This window comes from Loktanella atrilutea, assembly GCF_900128995.1.
Classification (GTDB): Bacteria; Pseudomonadota; Alphaproteobacteria; order Rhodobacterales; family Rhodobacteraceae; genus Loktanella; species Loktanella atrilutea.
In genome coordinates this window covers 258,381-275,832 of sequence record NZ_FQUE01000004.1, presented here as the reverse complement: position 1 = coordinate 275,832, position 17,452 = coordinate 258,381, and the positions used below count along the sequence as shown (strand labels likewise).

The 17,452-nt window shown below is 68.6% G+C and carries 15 protein-coding genes; 8 read left to right on the top strand and 7 right to left on the bottom strand.

The window, feature by feature from the left end:
• Window position 1: 1 nt before the first annotated feature.
• The 4 genes from BUA54_RS11070 to uxaC all read right to left on the bottom strand — a co-directional run bounded on the left by BUA54_RS11070 (window position 2) and on the right by uxaC (window position 4,290).
• Window positions 2-1,282, bottom strand: coding sequence for a TRAP transporter large permease (locus BUA54_RS11070; protein ID WP_072857311.1), 1,281 nt, complete (start codon window positions 1,280-1,282; stop codon window positions 2-4).
• Entirely contained in the window at window positions 1,283-1,813 is a 531-nt protein-coding gene (locus BUA54_RS11065) for a TRAP transporter small permease (RefSeq protein ID WP_084114327.1), read from the bottom strand. It lies immediately after the preceding gene.
• Window positions 1,814-1,874: 61 nt separating this feature from the next.
• Entirely contained in the window at window positions 1,875-2,855 is a 981-nt protein-coding gene (locus BUA54_RS11060) for a TRAP transporter substrate-binding protein (protein WP_178352742.1), read from the bottom strand.
• A gap of 28 nt (window positions 2,856-2,883) precedes the next feature.
• Complete coding sequence (gene uxaC / locus BUA54_RS11055; protein ID WP_072857310.1) at window positions 2,884-4,290, bottom strand: glucuronate isomerase; 1,407 nt, start codon at window positions 4,288-4,290, stop codon at window positions 2,884-2,886.
• Between the two features lie 137 nt (window positions 4,291-4,427).
• On the opposite strand from uxaC, the gene BUA54_RS11050 reads away from it, so the two are divergent.
• The 4 genes from BUA54_RS11050 (at window position 4,428) to BUA54_RS11035 (ending at window position 8,122) form a co-directional block, all read left to right on the top strand.
• The gene (locus tag BUA54_RS11050) at window positions 4,428-5,153 is read left to right on the top strand and encodes a GntR family transcriptional regulator (protein WP_072857309.1); all 726 of its coding nucleotides are present in this window, start codon (window positions 4,428-4,430) and stop codon (window positions 5,151-5,153) included.
• Window positions 5,150-6,073 carry a sugar kinase gene (locus BUA54_RS11045; RefSeq protein ID WP_072857308.1) on the top strand — a complete coding sequence of 308 codons (924 nt, stop codon included), beginning with the start codon at window positions 5,150-5,152 and terminating at the stop codon, window positions 6,071-6,073. Before BUA54_RS11050 ends, BUA54_RS11045 begins: the two co-directional genes overlap by 4 nt.
• 203 nt (window positions 6,074-6,276) lie before the next feature.
• Complete coding sequence (locus tag BUA54_RS11040; protein ID WP_072857367.1) at window positions 6,277-7,044, top strand: SDR family oxidoreductase; 768 nt, start codon at window positions 6,277-6,279, stop codon at window positions 7,042-7,044.
• Between the two features lie 76 nt (window positions 7,045-7,120).
• Entirely contained in the window at window positions 7,121-8,122 is a 1,002-nt protein-coding gene (locus BUA54_RS11035; protein ID WP_072857307.1) for a hypothetical protein, read from the top strand.
• 69 nt (window positions 8,123-8,191) lie between these two features.
• On the opposite strand, the gene BUA54_RS11030 is transcribed toward BUA54_RS11035, so the two are convergent.
• Complete coding sequence (locus tag BUA54_RS11030; RefSeq protein ID WP_072857306.1) at window positions 8,192-8,605, bottom strand: VOC family protein; 414 nt, start codon at window positions 8,603-8,605, stop codon at window positions 8,192-8,194.
• A 91-nt stretch (window positions 8,606-8,696) separates the two neighbouring features.
• Here BUA54_RS11030 and BUA54_RS11025 point away from each other — a divergent pair, with 91 nt between their 5' ends.
• Together BUA54_RS11025 and BUA54_RS11020 are read left to right on the top strand one after the other, a co-directional pair.
• Window positions 8,697-9,230 (top strand): DUF421 domain-containing protein, encoded by a 534-nt coding sequence (locus BUA54_RS11025; protein ID WP_072857305.1) that lies wholly within the window; start codon window positions 8,697-8,699, stop codon window positions 9,228-9,230.
• Between the two features lie 65 nt (window positions 9,231-9,295).
• On the top strand, window positions 9,296-10,597 hold the full coding sequence (locus BUA54_RS11020; RefSeq protein ID WP_072857304.1) for an O-acetylhomoserine aminocarboxypropyltransferase/cysteine synthase family protein: 1,302 nt from the start codon (window positions 9,296-9,298) through the stop codon (window positions 10,595-10,597).
• 42 nt (window positions 10,598-10,639) lie between these two features.
• Here the strand turns inward: BUA54_RS11020 and BUA54_RS11015 are convergent, their stop codons facing one another.
• Entirely contained in the window at window positions 10,640-11,338 is a 699-nt protein-coding gene (locus tag BUA54_RS11015) for an SIMPL domain-containing protein (protein WP_072857303.1), read from the bottom strand.
• Window positions 11,339-11,484: 146 nt separating this feature from the next.
• Between BUA54_RS11015 and BUA54_RS11010 the strand changes: the two genes are divergently transcribed.
• Together BUA54_RS11010 and BUA54_RS11005 are read left to right on the top strand one after the other, a co-directional pair.
• Window positions 11,485-14,367 carry a hypothetical protein gene (locus BUA54_RS11010; protein WP_072857302.1) on the top strand — a complete coding sequence of 961 codons (2,883 nt, stop codon included), beginning with the start codon at window positions 11,485-11,487 and terminating at the stop codon, window positions 14,365-14,367.
• Window positions 14,368-14,466: 99 nt separating this feature from the next.
• Window positions 14,467-16,386, top strand: a complete 1,920-nt coding sequence (locus tag BUA54_RS11005; RefSeq protein ID WP_072857301.1) for a monovalent cation:proton antiporter-2 (CPA2) family protein — start codon at window positions 14,467-14,469, stop codon at window positions 16,384-16,386.
• Here the strand turns inward: BUA54_RS11005 and cobT are convergent.
• Window positions 16,383-17,393, bottom strand: coding sequence for a nicotinate-nucleotide--dimethylbenzimidazole phosphoribosyltransferase (gene cobT / locus BUA54_RS11000; protein ID WP_072857300.1), 1,011 nt, complete (start codon window positions 17,391-17,393; stop codon window positions 16,383-16,385). The two genes, BUA54_RS11005 and cobT, sit on opposite strands and share 4 nt — an antisense overlap.
• Between the last annotated feature and the right edge of the window lie 59 nt (window positions 17,394-17,452).

The following is a 17,452-nucleotide window of genomic DNA, read 5'->3' as shown; positions in this document are numbered from 1 at the left end:
CTTAACGGAACAGGGACGGCAGCCAGAGCGACAGGCCGGGGATGTAGGTGACAAGCATCAGCGTGGCGAAGGCGGCACTGTAGAACGGCCAGATCGTGCGGACGGCCTGCCAGATCGGGATCCGCCCCACGGCGCAGCCGACGAAGAGCACGGCACCCACCGGCGGTGTGCAGAGGCCGATGCCGAGGTTCAGGATCAGAATCACGCCGAAGTGGACCGGATCGACGCCGAAGGCCTGCGCCACCGGCAGGAAGATCGGCGTGGTGATGACGATCAGCGGCGACATGTCCATGAAGGTGCCGAGGATCAGCAGCACGACGTTCAGCAAAAGCAGGATCACGATCGGGTTGTCCGAGAAGTCCTGCAGGGCCGCGACCATGGCGGTCGGCACCTTGAGGTAGGCCAGCAGCCAGCCGAAGGACGCGGCGCAGCCGATGACCAGCAGCACCATCGCGGTGGTGCGCACTGCGGCCATCGTCGCCTCGACGAAGTCGCGGAACGACAGGGTGCGGTAGACGAAGAAGGTGACCAGCAGGGCGTAGACGACCGCGATGTTGGAGGATTCGGAGGCGGTGAAGATGCCCGATCGCACGCCGCCGAAGATGATCGCGACGAGGATCAGGCCCGGCACCGCCCCGGCGAAGATGGCGCCGACGGCCCGCAGGCCGGGGAAGGTTTCGGTCGGGTAGCCGCGCTTGACCGCGACATAGTAGGCGGTGATCATCAGCGACAGGGCCAGCAGCAGGCCGGGGATGATGCCGGCGGTGAAGAGGTCGGCAATCGAGATGCGTCCGCCCGCGCTGATCGAGTAGATGATCATGTTGTGCGACGGCGGCAGCAGCAGGGCGATGATCGACCCCACGACGGTCAGGTTCACGGCGTAGTCGACGTCGTAGCCCCGCGCCTTCATCTGCGGGACCATCAGGCCGCCGACGGCAGAAGCGTCGGCCGCGGCAGACCCCGACACGCCGCCGAACATGACCGAGGCCAGAACGTTGACCTGCCCCAGTCCGCCCCGCAGGTGGCCGACCATGGCGCCCGCCAGCGCCACGAGGCGGCGGGCGATGTCGCCGCGCACCATCAGGTCGCCGGCGTAGATGAAGAAGGGGATCGCCATCAGCGCGAAGACCGACACGCCGGAGTTCAGACGCTGGAACACCACCACCGGCGGCAGCCCGAGGTAGAGGACGGTCGCGAAGCTGGACACGCCGAGGCAGAAGGCGACCGGCGTGCCGATCAGCAGCAGCACCACGAAGGTGCCGAAGAGGACGTACAGTTCCATTTATGCAGCCTCTGCGTCGTCGACGTCGTCGCCGAACCGTGCGGTGGGCAGGCCGGCCAGACGGCGGGCGATGCGCTCGATCGAAAACAGGATGATGAGCACGCCGCCGATCACGACGGGAATGAAGCTCCACGCGTCGGAGATGCCCAGCGACGGCATCGTGTTGCTCGCGGCCTTGTAGGCGAGCGACGATCCGTACCACATCATGCCGGCGCCGAAGGCGGCGACGACGAGGTCCGAGATCGAGTAGAGGACCAGCTTGCCACGTTCCGGCAGGACGTAGAGCAGGACGTCGAAGGACAGGTGATAGCCCTCGCGGATGCCGACGGCGGCGCCGAGGAAGATGAACCAGCCCATGATCATGACCGAGGCGGGTTCCGTCCAGATGATGCTGTCGTTCAGGACGTAGCGCCAGAAGACCTGCGCCGCGATGAACACGGTCATCAGCACGAGGCCGACCCCCGCGGCCCAGAGCGCCAGCCGCGCAATGGCTCCGGTGGCCTGCGCCACCTGCAACATGATACGTTCCAAGACCTGTCCCCTGCCCCCGTGATGACCGCCGCCCGGGTGATCCGGGCGGCGGCGGTCTCGCTTATTCCGTGGCCTGGATGTCGGCGACCATCTGCTTGAGCTTGTCGGACGTGACGTACTTGTCATAGACCGGCTTCATCGCGTCGATGAACGGCTGCTTGTCGATGTCCGTCACGATCTCCGCCCCGGCGGCGCGGACCTTCTCCTCGGACTCCTTCTCGCTGGCGGCCCAGAGGTCGCGCATCACGGGCACGACTTCCTTGGCGGCCTGACGCACGATCTCCTGATCCTCGGGGCTCAGCTTCTCGAAGGAGGATTTCGACATCACCAGCACTTCCGGCACAATCAGGTGCTCGTCCATCGTGTAGTACTTGGCGACCTCGAAGTGACCCGAAGAGTCGTAGGACGGCCAGTTGTTCTCTGCCCCGTCGATGACGCCGGTCTGGATCGAGGAATAGACCTCGCCATAGGGCATCGGCGTCGCGTTGGCGCCCAGCGCGTCGACCATGTCCACGAACATGTCGGACTGCATCACGCGGAATTTCATGCCCTTCAGGTCGTCCATGGATTTGACAGGCTTTTCCGAGTTGTAGAAGCTGCGCGAGCCGCCGTCGAAGAAGGCGAGGCCGACGAGGTCATGGTCGGAGAAGGCGTCGAGGATCTGCTGTCCGACGGGGCCGTCCATGACCTTGTGCATGTGGTCGACGGACCGGAAGATATAGGGCAGCGAGGGGACCTGCGTTTCCTCGATGATGTTGTTGAACGGCCCGAGCGAGACGCGGTTCATGTCGATGACGCCGAACTGGGTCTGTTCGATGGTGTCCTTTTCCTCGCCCAGCTGGGCCGAGGCGAAGACCTCGATGCAGACGCGGCCGTCGGTGCGCTCTTCCACCAGCTTGCCCATTTCCTGCACGGCGACCACGGTGGGGTAGCCTTCGGGATGGGTGTCGGACGACCGCAGGGTCGTGTCGCAGGCGGTGGCGGCGGTGGCCATCGCGGCGCTGCCCAGCAGGGCCGCGAAAAGTGATGTCTTCAGTGTCATTGGATTTCCTCCCTGGAAATTGTCGTGGTCAAAGACGGTAGGCCTGTTTTGCAAGCCCATAGGCGAGGTCGCGGGCGACCCCTGGTGCCTCGTCCGCGTCCAGCCGCCCGGAGGCGATGAGCGTGGCGAGGAAGGCGCAGTCGACACGGCGGGCGACGTCGTGCCGCGCCGGGATCGAGCAGAAGGCACGGGTGTCGTCGTTGAACCCGACCGTGTTGTAGAAGCCCGCGGTTTCGGTCGCCATCTGGCGGAACCGCAGCATCCCCTCGGGGCTGTCGTGGAACCACCATGGCGGGCCGAGGCGCAGGCAGGGATAGACGCCGGCCAGCGGGGCCAGTTCGCGGGCGTAGGTGCTTTCGTCCAGCGTGAACAGGATCACCGTCAGGTCGGCGCGGTGGCCGACCGCATCCAGCAGCGGCTTCAGCGCGTGGACGTAATCGGTACGGGTCGGGATGTCATAGCCCTTGTCGCGCCCGAACCGGTCCAGCGTCGTGCCCGAATGGTTGCGGAACGATCCGGGGTGGATCTGCAGCACGAGCCCGTCGTCGAGGCTCATCCGCGCCATTTCCGTCAGCATGTGGCCGCGGAAGGCATCGGCCTCGTCTTCCGTGCAGGTGCCCTGCAGGGCCTTGTCGAACAGGCGGGCGGCGACGTCCTGCGGCAGATCCTCCGTCCGCGCGGTGGCGTGACCGTGATCGGATGATGTGGCGCCGAAGGACTTGAAGTAATCGCGCCGGTTGCGGTGCGCGGCGAGGTAGCCGGTCCAGGTGGTGGCATCCTCGCCCACGATCTCTCCCAGCTTCGCGACATTCTCTGCGAAGCCCGCGAATTCCGGGTCGACGACGGCATCGGGGCGGTAGGCGGTGACGACCTTGCCCTGCCAACCCGAGTCGCGGATCATCCGGTGCCATTTCAGATCGTCGATCGCTGAATCGGTGGTCGAGATCGCCTCGATATTGAACCGCTCGAACAGGGCGCGGGGGCGGAAGGCGTCGGTCTTCAGCTGTCCGTCGATCCGGTCATAGATCGCATCGGCATTGTCCGCCGACAGGCGTTCGGTGATGCCGAAGACGTCCTGAAAGGCGTGGTCGAGCCACATGCGAGAGGGCGTGCCGCGGAACAGGTGATAATTCCCGGCAAAGAGACGCCAGATCCTGCGGGGATCGCCCTCGATCGGGCCGCCGTCGGCGCGCGGCACGCCAAGGTCTTCCAGCGGAATCCCCTGACTGTGCAGCATGCGAAAGACGTAGTGGTCCGGCGTCACGAAAAGCTGGGCCGGATCGGGAAACGCCGCGTTTTCCGCGAACCAGCGGGGGTCCGTATGGCCATGCGGGCTGATGATCGGCAGATCGCGGACACCGTCGTAAAGATCGCGTGCGATGGCCCGCAGTCCCGCATCGGTGCCCAGAAGCCGGTCGTCGTCCAGTATCGCCATCAGTGTCGTCCCCCCGTGACGATTCCATCCGCCACAGCGTTACGCTATCAACTAGAAAACTAATATGCTAGTTTTTTATTTGGCGCTCTGCTAGCCTGCAGGTAGAAGCACCGCAGACAGCCGGGGGAGGGATCGGGATGACATTCGTACAACAGGTCTCTGGCGCGTCGCTGTCGCTGCCGGCGCTGGAGGATGCGCCGCGTCCGTCTGTGACCGATCAGGTCTTCGACCTGCTTCAGCGGCATATCCTCTCGCTCGACCTGCCGCCGGGCAGCAAGATGTCAGAGGTCGAGGTGGCGCAGCAGATGGGGGTGTCGCGCCAGCCGGTGCGCGATGCCTTCTACCGGCTGTCGAAGCTGGGATTCCTGAACATCCGTCCGCAGCGCGCGACGACGGTCAGCCTGATTTCCGAAGCCGCCGTGCTGCGGGCCAAGTTCATCCGCACGGCGCTTGAGGCCGAGACCTTTGCACGCGCCTGCGAGACGCTGACGGCCCCGGACCTTGCGGCGCTGGGGCAGCTGATCGAACAGCAGGCCGATGCGGTCGCCCGCGACGCGCGCAGCGATTTCCACGCCCTCGACGACCGGTTCCACCGCGAGATCTGCGAACGTTCCGGCGTGGGGTTCGCCTGGGACCTGATCCACGAAAGCAAGGCGCACATGGACCGGGTGCGGATGCTTTCGCTGAGCACCGCGTCCCAGAAGATGGCCCTGCAGGAGCATATCCGCATCCTCGACGCGATCACCCGGCGCGACAGCGATGCGGCGATCGCCCTGCTGCGCCAGCACCTGAGCCGGATCAGGGGGCTGATCGACCAGATCAAGGCCGAGAATCACAGCTGGTTCATGGATGACGCGCCATGAACGGCGGGATCCTCAGCATCGGCGAGTGCATGGTGGAACTGGCCCCCCTGCCCGGCGAAGGCGATTACCGCATGGGCTATGCCGGGGACACGCTGAACTCGGCGTGGTACCTGCGCCGGCTGCTGCCCGCAGCGATGCCGGTCAGCTATTTCACCGCCGTCGGCACCGATGCGGTGTCGGACCGGATGGTCGACTTTCTGGCGCAGGCGGGGATCGGAACGGACCATGTGCAGCGCCGCGCGGACCGGACCGTCGGCCTTTACCTGATCCAGCTGGACCGGGGCGAGCGCAGCTTCAGCTATTGGCGGGGGCAAAGCGCGGCCCGCACGCTGGCTGCCGACGGGGACCGGCTGGATGCGGCGCTGCGGGACATGGGCACGGCCTACTTTTCAGGGATCACGCTGGCGATCCTGCCGGAAGATGGCCGCGCCCGGCTGCTGGACCGGCTGGCGGCGTTCCGGGCACGCGGCGGGCAGGTCGTCTTCGACCCGAACCTGCGACCGCGGCTGTGGCAGGACACCGCGACGATGACGCGGGCCGTGATGCAGGCCGCGGCCGTCAGCGACACCGTGCTGCCATCGCACGAGGACGAGGCGGAATGGTTCGGCGATGCCGATCCCGCCGCCACCGCCACGCGCTATGCCCATGCCGGCGCGGCGGAGGTCGTGATCAAGAACGGCCCCGGGCCGATGCTGGCTTTGTCCAACGGCGACAGCATCACCGTCGACCCGGTGAAGGTGGCAGAGGTCGTGGACACCACGGCGGCGGGCGACAGTTTCAATGCAGGTTATCTTGCGGCGCGGACGGCAGGCGCCGCTGTCGCGGATGCGATGCGCCTTGGCGCCACGCTGGCGGCAGAGGTGATCGGCACCCGCGGCGCGCTGATGACGCCGACGACCGCACTGCCGCCGAACGGATAGCCGGCCTTGCAGTTTGCCGGCTGCCGGTCGATCCTGCCCCGACCCGGGCCGGCCCACGGCGTTCCGCGTCCCGGCGTTGTCGGGGCATGGCGAAAACGATTCACGACGCGCTGCACCTCGGGCCGGGGCTGACGATGATCGCGACCGCGACCGGCGGCGTGGCGGCGTCCCGACCGGGCGCGACGGAAACGAAAGGACCAAGGATGACCACCACACTGTTCGACCTGACCGGAAAGCGGGCGCTGATTACAGGATCGTCGCAGGGCATCGGGGCCGCGCTGGCGCGCGGGCTGGCCGACGCCGGCGCCGCCGTGATCCTGAACGGGCGCACGCAGGCCACGCTGGACACCGCCGCCGCGGCCCTGCGCGACACCGGGGCCACGGTCGATACGCTGGCCTTCGACGTGACGGACCACGCCGCGGTGCGGGCCGCCGTCGACGGCTTCGAGGCGGCGAACGGTCCCATCGACATTCTGATCAACAATGCCGGCATGCAGCACCGCGCCCCGCTGGAAGAATTCCCCGCCGAGGCCTTCGAGCGGCTGCTGCAGACCAACGTCGCCTCGGTCTTTCATGTGGGTCAGGCGGTGGCGCGGCACATGATTTCCCGCGGCGCGGGCAAGATCGTCAATATCGCCAGCGTGCAGACCGCCCTCGCCCGGCCCGGCATCGCACCCTATACGGCGACCAAGGGCGCCGTGGCGAACCTGACCAAGGGCATGGCGACGGACTGGGCGCGTTACGGGTTGCAGTGCAACGCCATCGCGCCGGGCTATTTCGAGACGCCGCTGAACCGCGCGCTTCTAGACGATCCCGCGTTCAACGAATGGCTGTCGAAGCGCACGCCCGCGGGACGCTGGGGGCAGGTCGAGGAACTGGTGGGCGCCGCCATCTTCCTGTCGTCGGCGGCATCGTCCTTCGTCAACGGCACGACGGTCTACGTCGACGGCGGCATCACCGTTTCCCTCTGACCTCGACGCAATCGGTTCTGGTCAGCGCTGCCGCGCGGCCTTAACCTGTGACGAGGTTTCAACGGGATCGTGTTTCATGTCACAGGCGCAGGGGGGCGGCGGGGCCTTCAACATCATGATCGTGGGTCAGGGCGGCCGCCTCCAGCACGAAGCGCTGCTGTTCATGGCGTCCCTGCGCGAGATGTCGCCGGGGTTCACCGGCCGGGTCATCGTCGCCGAACCGCAGCCCGGGCCGCTTTGGGACAATGACCCGCGGATGGATGCGGCGTTCCACGCGGCCCTGACCGCATCAGGGGCGGAGGTCCGCCCCTTCACCTCCACCGCCTTCGGCAGCGCCTATCCCTACGGCAACAAGATCGAGGGGCTGACGGTGCTGCCGGCGGGCGAGCCCTTCGTCTTCTTCGACACGGACACGCTGGTCACGGGCGAGCTGTCGGCAGTGCCCTTCGACTTCGACCGGCCCGCCGCCTCGATGAAGCGCGAGGGGACGTGGCCCGTCGAGGAGCTTTACTGGCCGGGCTATACCGCGGTCTGGCGGGCGCTTTACGACCGGTTCGGGCTGGATTTCGAAAGCAGCCTCGATGTGTCGCACCCGGACGAATACTGGCAGCGCTACCTCTACTTCAATGCAGGCTGGTTCTTCGGCGCCGACCCCGTGGCGTTCCACCGGCTGTTCCTCGACTACGCCCTGTCCGTGCGCGACGACACACCGGATGCGCTGGTGATCCAGCCGCTCGACCCCTGGCTTGACCAGGTGGTGCTGCCGCTGGTGATACACGCCCTGGGGGGCGGCCGGCCGGGGCCGGAACTGGTGGGCCTCGACGGCGATGTGACCTGCCACTACCGGATGCTGCCACTGTTCTACGCCCGCGAAAGCGACCGCGCGGTGGAGGTGCTGGAGGCGGTCGCGGCCCCCAACCGGATCAAGAAGCACCTGAAGGGGCACGATGCCTTCAAGCGGATGATCTATCAGGGGCGCGGGCAGAAGGTGCGCGCGATGTTCGACCGCAACGCACTGCCGCCGAAGGAGAGCCAGATCCGCAACCAGATCAAGGCGGCGGGGTTCTGGACCCGGTGAGGCGTCGGACCGGGGGCCAGCCCCCGGACCCCCGAGGTATTTTCGACGAGAAGAAGGGGGGACCGCGCCCTAGCTGGCGAAGATCGCCGCGTTGTCGGCGAAGCCCTTGATCTCGATCGGGTTGCCGGAGGGGTCGCGGAAGAACATCGTCCACTGCTCGCCCGGCTCTCCCTTGAAGCGGACGGAGGGGGCGAGGATGAAATCGGTCTGGCGTTCCTCCAGCCGACCGGCGAGGACCGTCCAGTCCGCGAGCGGGAGGACGACGCCGAAGTGGGGCATCGGCACCATGTGGTCGCCCACCTTTCCGGTGGGGGCGTTGGCGAAGGGTTCGCCCAGATGCAGCGAAAGCTGGTGGCCGAAGAAGTCGAAATCGACCCAGGTGTCGGTGGACCGGCCCTCGGTCGCGCCCAGCGCCCCGGTGTAGAATTCCCGCGCGACGTCGAGGTCGGTCACGTGATAGGCGAAGTGGAAGGGATGCGGCATCGGTCGGTCTCCGGTGGACAGGGCTGTGGCAGGGGGAACCTGCCGCCAACCGCCCGGTTGGTCAACGGCTGACAGAGACGGAAGGTGCAAGATGTTGTCGGACATGCTGTTTCAGGACTGGTTTGGCCTTGCCCGCACGGCGATCGTCGGGGTTCTGGCCTACCCTGCCCTGCTGGTGATGCTGCGCCTGTCGGGCAAGCGCACGCTGGCCAAGCTGAACGCCTTCGACCTGATCGTAACGGTGGCGCTGGGTTCGACCCTCGCGTCGATCCTGCTGTCGGAGAGCGTGGCGCTGGCCGAAGGGCTGCTGGCGCTGGCGGTCCTGATCGGGCTGCAGTGGATCGTGGCCTGGTCGTCGGTCCGGTCGGCGACCGTCGCGCGCATGGTGCGGTCCGACGCCACGCTGCTGGTGCGGGAAGGGGCGCTGTGCCACGGCGCCATGCGGCGCGAACGGATCACCGAGACCGAGGTCCTGACCGTGATCCGGCAAAGCGCGGCCTCGGCACTCGAGAACACCAGCGCCGTCATCATGGAAACCGACGGGTCCTTCAGCGTCATCGCGCGCGCGCAGGACGGCACGCCGGGAGCCTATGCGCAGGCGGGACTCGCACGCAAGACCGATTGAGCCGATTGCCGGGTGGCAACGGGATCGCTAGGGTTCGGGTCCAAAAGGGAGAGAGGACCCAAGCCATGCCCAGCGACCAGACCACGCCCAAATACGGTTTCGACACCCTGCAGATCCACGCAGGCGCGCGGCCAGACCCCGCGACCGGCGCGCGGCAGGTGCCAATCTACCAAACCACGGCCTATGTGTTCCGCGACGCGGATCACGCGGCGGCGCTCTTCAATTTGCAGGAGGTCGGCTACATCTATTCCCGCCTGACCAACCCCACGGTCGCGGCGCTGCAGGAACGCATCGCTACGCTGGAGGGCGGCGCGGGGGCAGTCTGCTGTTCGTCGGGCCACGCGGCCCAGATCATGGCGCTGTTCCCGCTGATGCGGCCGGGCAAGAACATCGTGGCCTCGACCCGGCTTTACGGCGGGACGGTCACGCAGTTCACCCAGACGATCAAGCGCTTCGGCTGGTCCGCGACCTTCGTCGACTTCGACGATCTGGACGCGGTGAAGGCCGCCATCGACGACGATACCCAGGCGATCTTCGGCGAGGCCATCGCCAACCCCGGCGGCTATATCATGGACGTGCGCGCGATTGCCGACATCGCCGACGCGGCGGGCATCCCGCTGATCATCGACAACACGACGGCGACCCCCTACCTCTGCCGCCCCATTGAACATGGCGCCACGCTGGTCGTCCATTCGACCACGAAATACCTGACCGGGAACGGCACCGTCACCGGCGGCTGCATCGTCAATTCGGGCAAGTTCGACTGGACCGCGTCCGGCCGGTTCCCGTCGCTGAGCGAGCCCGAGCCCGCCTACCACGGGCTGAAGTTCGCGGAGACCTTCGGCCCGCTGGCCTATACCTTCCACAGCATCGCCGTCGGGCTGCGCGATCTTGGCATGACGATGAACCCCCAGGGCGCGCATTACACGCTGATGGGGATCGAGACGCTGTCCCTGCGGATGGCGCGCCACGTCGAGAATGCGGTGAAGATCGCGAAGTGGCTGGAGGCGGACGATCGCATCGACTTCGTCACCTATGCGGGTCTGGAAAGCAGCACGTATTACGAGCGGGGGAAACAGGTCTGCCCGAAGGGCGCCGGCGGGCTGTTCACCTTTGCCGTCAAGGGTGGCTATGCCGCCTGCATCAAGCTGATCGACAGCCTCGAGATCTTCAGCCATGTCGCGAACCTTGGCGACACGCGAAGCCTGATCATCCACCCGGCGTCCACCACCCACCGGCAGCTGCAGGAAAACCAGCAGCGCGCGGCGGGGGCGGCGCCCGAGATCGTGCGCGTCAGCATCGGGATCGAGGATGCCGACGACCTGATCGCGGATCTGGATCAGGCGCTGGCCAAGGCCGTCGCCTGACGGGCTGCGGGGTGCGTCAGGAACGCGCCCCGCGCACCGCGATCAGTCGGCCAGGCCGTAGGTGATCGTCACGTTGGCGTCGATGGTGATCTGGCCGGCGGCGACGGGCACCTTTTCGGCGCTGTCCATCGCCATGCGCATCAACGGCTGCGGCGGGGTGCCGATGTTGCCGCCTTCGGTCAGCATCGTGATCGGTCCCAGCGTCACCGCGGCGGCCTGCGCGTAAAGCTGCGCCTTGTCCATCGCATCGGCGACCGCCGCGCGGCGGGCCTCGTCCAGTGCGGGCTTGCGGTCCTTCAGATCGAAGCTGAGGCCGTTCATCTGGTTGGCCCCGTCCTGCACGACGGCGTCGAGGGTCTGCCCCAGCGTCGCAAGGTCCATGACGTTCACGTTGACGTCGGTGACGGCGGTGTAGCCCGTCACGCGCGCCGACTGCGTCGCCTCGTCATAGGTCTGCTGCACGTCGACCCGCAGGGCGCTGGTCTGCACGTCCTTTGCATCGATGCCCGCCGCGGTCAGGCTGGCCAGCACCTTTTCCATGTCCGCGCTCATCGCGCGCACGGCGTCCGCCGCCGTCTCGGCCTGCGCCAGCACGCCAAGCGAGATGCGGGCCATGTCGGGGGCCACGGAGACTTCGCCGGTTCCACTGACGGTCAGGGCGGCGTCGGTTTCCGTGTCCTGTGCCGCGACGGGGGCCGCAAGGGCGCACAGAAGCAGGGCTGCTGGTATCTGGGGTCTCATGGTGTGGATCTTTCGGGTAAGTTGAAAACAGGCGAGCACACGCCACCGGGATTGCGAACGCCTTGGCCCCCGCAGGAATCTGCGCTAGCCTCCTGCAACGGGAAACGGTCGGTTTCCCCCGTTTCGCAGGGACAGATGGCCATTCGATGATACCCAATTTCGCGCTCTCGCTCTCTTTCGACGGTATCGCCTTGCTGCACCGGGTGCCAGACGGATGGGACCTCGTGGGCGAGGTCCCGCTGGACAGCGGCGACCTGAAGACGGCACTGGCCGACCTGCGCCGCAAGGCGCTGCGGATCGTGCCGGAGGGGCTGCGGACCAAGCTGGTGATCCCCGGCGACCAGATCCGGTTCATGTCGCTGGACACAGATCAGGCGACCCGGTCGGATGTCGAGGCCGCGCTGGAGGGCAAGACCCCCTATGCGCTGAACGAGCTTGTCATCGACTTCACCCGCCACGGCGGCCGGACCCATGTCGCCGCGGTCGCGCGCGAGACGCTGGAGGAGGCCGAGAGCTTTGCCCGGGACCACGGGTTCGATCCGGTGGCCTGCGTCGCGGTGCCCGAGGACGGCACCTTCGGGACGGAGATCTTTCTGGCGGCGCTGGGCGGATCGGGTGCCGTGCGCGACGACCGGCCCGTGCGCCGGACCGGTGCCGTGGGCGATGCAGCAGAAGACGTTGCGGCTGCCGATGAAAACGGGACGGCACCCCCGGTGAAGGCCGAGGAGCCGTCGGGGTCCGACGTGTTGCGGGCGATCCAGACGACGGGCAGCGGGGCGGCAGCCGCCGTGACGTCGCAGGATGAAGCGAAAGCCGACTATACGGCGCGTGACCGGGCGAATGCCGACGCGCCGGGACCGGCCGACGCCATGATCGACGAGAGAGGACCTGCGGACGCCGAGGCCGACCCTGTAAGGGCGCCGATCTTCGCCTCGCGCAGCAAGGGCGCGGCGCCGGCCCTGAACGGTGCGACGAAGGGCGTTTCGTCCGCCGCCATGGCCGGTGCCGCCGTGCCGGGGGCGTCGACGCCTTCGGACCTGCGAAAGGGCGCGCCGGGTCCGCGGTTCACGCCTGACATCGCCGCCTCGCGGGGGAGCGTCGCGGATGCCGCGTCGCCATCATCGGCAAAGGCGGCACCGGCGGTGACGGGGTCCGACGCGCGGCCGCGGATCGCACCGGACGTCCCGTCGCGGACCTCTGCCGCGGCGGGCGTCGGCCTGCCCGGCGGGCAGCCCATTCCGGCGCCCGCAACCGAACCGCTGTTCACCCGCCGCAAGGAACCGCCGCCACCGCTCGTTGGCAAGGGGCGTGCGGCATCCGACGTGGCCTTGCGGGCGAACGGGCACAGCGATGCGCCCGTGTCCGCGCTGACCGCGGCGGCGCGTCCGCCAGAGGCACCGGTGCAGCCGGTCGCGGCCCCGGTCGCCCGCGCGCCGGAGGTGGCCCCGATGGTCGCACCGGAACGGCAGGGGCGCGTCGCGTCCCGCAGCGCCGATCCGGCACCGGCCCCCGCCCGCAGTCCCCGCGGCCGACCCCGCTATCTGGGGCTGATCCTGACCGCGATCCTGCTGATCGTGCTGCTGCTGATCGGTCTTTGGGCCGCCACCCTGCCGCCGGGCGGAATCGCCGGCTGGTTCGGTGGCGCTTCGGACGAGGCGGAGGTTGCCGTGGCGGAGGCGGAGGGTCCCGCTGCGACGGAGAGCGCCCCCGCCACGACCGAAACCCCGACCGCGACCGCCGCGGCGGTCGTGACGCCCGCCGCGGTGATGATCCAGCCCACCGTGACGGAGGCCGCGGCCGCCCCCGCGCCCCGCGCCCCCGCCGGGCGCGTGCTGACGCCGGACGAGGCGAACCGCATCTACGCCGCGACCGGCGTCTATCAGCGCGCCCCGCGCATCGCCGTCACCCCCCGCAGCGCGACGCTGGAAGGCGTCGGGCCGGTCGCCACCGTCGCGGCGGCACCGGTCGTGCCGCAGCCGCTGATGCCGACGCTGGCCGCGGCGGAACCGGACGCCCTGATCGCGGCACAGCCGGCGCCGCCGGGCCCGGACGAGACCTTCGCGCGCGACGCGCGCGGCAACATCCTTGCCACGGCGGAGGGCACCCTGACGCCGCAAGGGGCCGTGGTCTTTGCCGGTGCGCCGGACTTGCGGCCCAGGCTGCGACCCGGCACGCCGGTGCCCAGCCCCGCCGCCGCCGCCACACCGCCGGTGGCACCGGTCGCGCGGCCGGAGGGGCTGGTGCCCGCGGAAGAGGCCGCCACCGCCGCACCGCCGCTGCGGCCGGTCCTGCGTCCGCAGTCCGCAGCCGCGGCCACCCGCGCCGCGGCCGAACCCGCCGCCGAAGCGCCATTGCCGCCCTATACCGGGACGCGCCCGAAATTGCGTCCCGCCGCGCTCGTGCCGGAGGCCGCCGTGGCGATCGCGGCCTACACGGGCACCCGCCCGGTGCTGCGCCCCGCCGGCATCGCGCCGCCCGCCCCCGAGGAAGAGGCCGAAGCCGGCGAAGTCGTCGAAGAGGTCGCGCCGGAGCCGGTGGCCGACATCTCTGCCGTGGCCGCCGCCATCGCCGCCGCGGCGCCGCGGTCGACCTTCCAGAACCGCACGGCACTGGCGGTCAGCGTGATTCCGCGGCCCGCGCCGCGCCCCCGCAACTTTGCCCAGGTCGTCGCACGGACGCGGACCGTCGCGCCGCCGCCCGCCGCAGCCGCACCCAGCCGCGCCGCCGCGATCGCCCCGAAGCCCGCGGCGCCCGTGGCGCCGACCATCGTGGCGCCCAGCGGCAATGTGCCCGGCGGAGTCGCCCGGGCCGCGACCGTCGACAATGCCATGAACATGCGGCAGATGAACCTCGTCGGCGTCTACGGCAAACCGAACGCCCGCCGCGCCCTCGTGCGGCTCGGCAATGGCCGCTACGTGAAGGTCGAGGTCGGCAGCCGCCTTGACGGCGGTCAGGTGACGGCGATCGGGGACACGGCGCTGAACTTCGTCAAGCGCGGCAAGACCTACGCCCTGACCCTGCCCGGCTGATCCGTCCGGGCCACGGCCCTGCCCGGTCATGTCGGTTCGGAAACCATCCGTGATCGCCGCGCCATTGCGTAATGATCGCTGCATTGCGATAGAGTGGCGATGGAACCGTTTCTGCTGCAGGCCACGATCTATCTGGGCGCCGCCGTCATCGCGGTGCCCTTTGCCGCGCGTCTGGGGCTGGGGTCGGTGCTGGGCTACCTTGCCGCGGGCATCGTCATCGGTCCGCTGACGGGACTCGTCGGGACAGAGGCAAAGGACATCCAGCATTTCGCCGAATTCGGCGTCGTGATGATGCTGTTCCTGATCGGGCTGGAGCTTGAACCGCGCGCCCTGTGGGACATGCGCGACCGGCTGATCGGGCTGGGCGGTCTGCAGATCGTGCTGACCACCGCCATCGTGACCGGGGCCTGCATGGCATTGGGCTATACGCTGCAGACCGCGCTTGCGATCGGCCTCATCATGGCGCTGTCGTCCACCGCCATCGTGCTCCAGACCCTGTCCGAGAAGGGGTTGATGCAGACCAACGGCGGGCGGTCGATCTTCTCTGTCCTGCTGACGCAGGACATCGCGGTGATCCCCATGCTGGCGCTTCTGCCGCTGCTGGCCGTCTCGACCAACCGGCTGACCATCGCCCCCGACGGATCGCTGCAACGGGCCAGTGCCGACGATGGCCATGCGGCGCTGTCGCTGGTGGACGGGCTTCCGGGCTGGGGGGTCACGCTGGTCACCATCGGGGCGGTCGCCGCGGTGGTGCTGGCCGGGATCTACCTGACGCGGCCCGTGTTCCGCTACATCCATCAGGCCAAGCTGCGCGAGATGTATACCGCCCTCGCCCTGCTGATGGTGGTCGCCATCGCCGTGCTGATGGGTATGGTCGGCCTTTCCCCCGCCCTCGGCACCTTTCTTGCGGGCGTGGTGCTGGCAAACTCCGAATTCCGGCACGAGTTGGAAAGCGACCTCGAACCGTTCAAGGGGCTCTTGCTGGGCCTTTTCTTCATTACCGTGGGTGCCGGCATCAATTTCACCCTGCTGGCGGCGCAGCCGGTGCGGGTCGCGTCCTACGTCCTTGGCATCATCGCGATCAAGGGCGCGGTGCTTTACGCCCTGTCGTGGCTGTTCCAGATGAAGGGCAAGGATCGCTGGCTCTTCACCCTCGGCCTTGCGCAGGCGGGGGAGTTCGGCTTCGTCCTGATCTCCTTCTCGTCCCAGCAGGCGGTGCTGTCGCCGGGTCTGTCGGAAATGCTGCTGCTGGTCATCGCCCTGTCGATGCTGGTCACGCCGCTGCTGTTCATCGGCTACGACTGGCTGACCCGTCGCATGGACGAGGACGAGGACCACGAGCACGACGAGGTCGACGAACAGGGCGCCGTCATCATCGCGGGCATCGGCCGCTTCGGCCAGATGGCGAACCGGCTGATCCAGTCGGCGGGCTTTTCCACCGTGGTGATCGACAACGACCTGTCCGCCGTGCAGATGATGCGCCGCTTCGGCTATCGCGGGTTCTTCGGCGATCCGACCCGGCCCGACCTGCTGGCCGCCGCCGGGATCGACGACGCGCGCGTGATGATGGTGGCGCTCGACGACAAGGACACGGCGACGCGGCTGGTCGCCTACGTCCGCAAGGTGCGGCCCGACATCCACATCATCGCCCGTGCCCGCGACCGGGTGCATGTCTACGAACTCTACGCCGCCGGGGCCGACGACATCGTGCGAGAGATGTTCGACAGCTCCTTGCGCGCCGGGCGCTACGCGCTGGAAAACCTCGGTCTGACGGACTTCGAGGCGGCGGAGGCCGAGACGATGTTCTACCATTCCGACCGGGACATGGTGCGTGAACTGGCGGAGCTGTGGAAGCCCGGCGTCGCCGTGGCCGACAATCCCGCCTATGTCGCGCGGGCGCGGCAGCTCGACAACGATCTCGAGACCGCCCTCGCCTCGCGCGTCCAGAACCGCGAGGAGGAGGAGGCGGCGCGCCTGCTGCCGCGGCGGCCCGGCGACACCTCCAACAACAGCCGCTAGGCGGTGCTGACCGCCGCCTCGGCGAAGGTCATCATGCCGGAGTGGCAGTTCACCGCCGCCTGCACGACGCCGATCGCCAGCGCCGCACCGGAGCCTTCGCCCAGACGCAGGCCGAGCGACAGCAGCGGCGCCTTGTCCAGCTGCGCCAGCAGCCGCGCGTGGGCGCCCTCGGCGCTCTGGTGGCCGGCGACGGCGTGATCCAGCGCCCCCGGCACTGCCTGTGCCAGCACGGCGGCGGCGGCGCAGCAGATGAAACCGTCGAGGATCATCGGAATGCCCGCGACCCGCGCCCGTGCCATGGCGCCGGCCATGCCTGCGATTTCCCGCCCGCCGAGGCAGCGCAGCACCTGCAGCGGATCAGTCGTGGGGTGCAGCGCCACGCCGCGCGTCACCGCGTCGGTCTTGCGGGCAAGGCCCGTGTCGTCGACACCGGTGCCGCGCCCGGTCCAGTCGGCGGCGGCGCCACCGTAAAGGGCCATGGCAATCGCCGCGGCAACCGTGGTGTTGCCGATCCCCATCTCTCCGACCACCAGCAGGTCGGTGTCGGACGCGACCGCGTCCCAGCCGGCGCGCAGGGCGGCCACGACCTCGTCCTCGGTCATCGCGGGACCGGTCGTGAAGTCGGCGGTCGGCCGGTCGAGGTCCAGCGGCACCACGTCGAGGCGCGCGCCGAAGGTCTGCGCCAGCTGGTTGATCGCGGCCCCGCCGGCCTGAAAGTTGCCGACCATCTGCGCCGTCACCTCTGGCGGAAAGAGAGAGACGCCCTGCGCGCAGATCCCGTGGTTGCCGGCGAAGATGACGATCTGCGGTGCCTTGATGCGGGGCCGGTCGGTGCCCTGCCAGCCCGCGACCCAGATCGCCAGATCCTCCAGCCGGCCCAGCGCACCGGGGGGCTTCGTCAGCTGGCCGTTGCGGGCGGTGGCGGCAGAGCCGGCCGCCGCATCCGGGCCGGAGGCGGCGGCCAGTGTGTCACGGAACTCGGTCAGGCTGGTGAAGGGCGCGGTCATCGTGGTCCTCGTTGCGGTTCTGTCGCGTCATGTCTAACCATGGGGTGCGAAATGGAAAC